The organism is Streptomyces sp. AC627_RSS907 (assembly GCF_019049165.1).
Map to the genome: position 1 here is coordinate 1 of NZ_JAGMUE010000595.1, position 834 is coordinate 834.

Sequence of the window (834 nt, forward strand, 5' to 3'; positions counted from 1 at the left end):
GATCGGCGCTGGGGACATTGTGTTCCCAACGGAATCCACCTGCCCCGGGGCGGAATCGGAAGAAGCATTCATGGATCCGCTGGTCCGTGCCCACGTAGCCGACGTGCTGTACGTCGTCCGTCGCCGTGTACCAGCTCGTCGGACCCTCGTGCGCGGACGCGGCGGCGTGACCCGCGCTCGGCACGTTGTGCTCCCAGCGGAAACCCTCCGGCCCTGGGTCGAATCGGAAGAAGCATTCATGAACCTGCTGATCCGATCCCACGTAAGCCAGATGCTGCACATTGTCATGTGCCGTGTACCAACTTGTGGGGCTGGTGTCCGCGGATGCGGTGACCTGCCCGGCGCTTGGCACATTGTGTTCCCACGCCATGGTGAAATCGTCCTTCCATCGCCGTGAATCGGTCAGAAGCGATGGCTGACAGAAACCCTCGATTTCCTGCGGCCTTAACCTCTCAGCATACTCCGGAGCGCTGTCTCCCCGGCCGGAAAAGGGCGATCAACCCGGCCGAGAAAAGGCGACCAACACAGCGCGGAAACAGGCGAGCACCACCCGCCACGCTGTCCGCCCTCCGGCGGCCTCACCGGCCCTCCGGCGACCGCGAGCGGTCGCCGCCGCCGCGCCAGGCGGCGTACAGGCCGGAGACCGCGACGGCGATCGTCGCCAGCGACTCCGGCGCGACGCCGCCGAGCACGAGCCCCACGGCGGTGCCGAGCACGGCGAGGAAGACGAGCAGGTCGTGCACGCGGTGGGCGCGCAGGACGCGGTGGGTGCGACTGGTGCGGCGGACAGGTCGGGTAGGGCGGGCGCTGGGGGTCCGGCTGGTCCGCCGGGAC

Annotated in this window: 1 protein-coding gene and 1 pseudogene; both read right to left on the reverse strand. The window is 68.3% G+C overall.

Annotated elements, in window-relative coordinates; all coding sequences use genetic code 11:
• On the reverse strand, positions 1 to 370 hold a 370-nt coding region (locus KUM32_RS37290; protein ID WP_217146291.1), incomplete at its 3' end, for a hypothetical protein.
• A 208-nt stretch (positions 371 to 578) separates the two neighbouring features.
• A pseudogene (locus KUM32_RS37295) lies at positions 579 to 834 on the reverse strand (hypothetical protein); the annotation flags it as partial.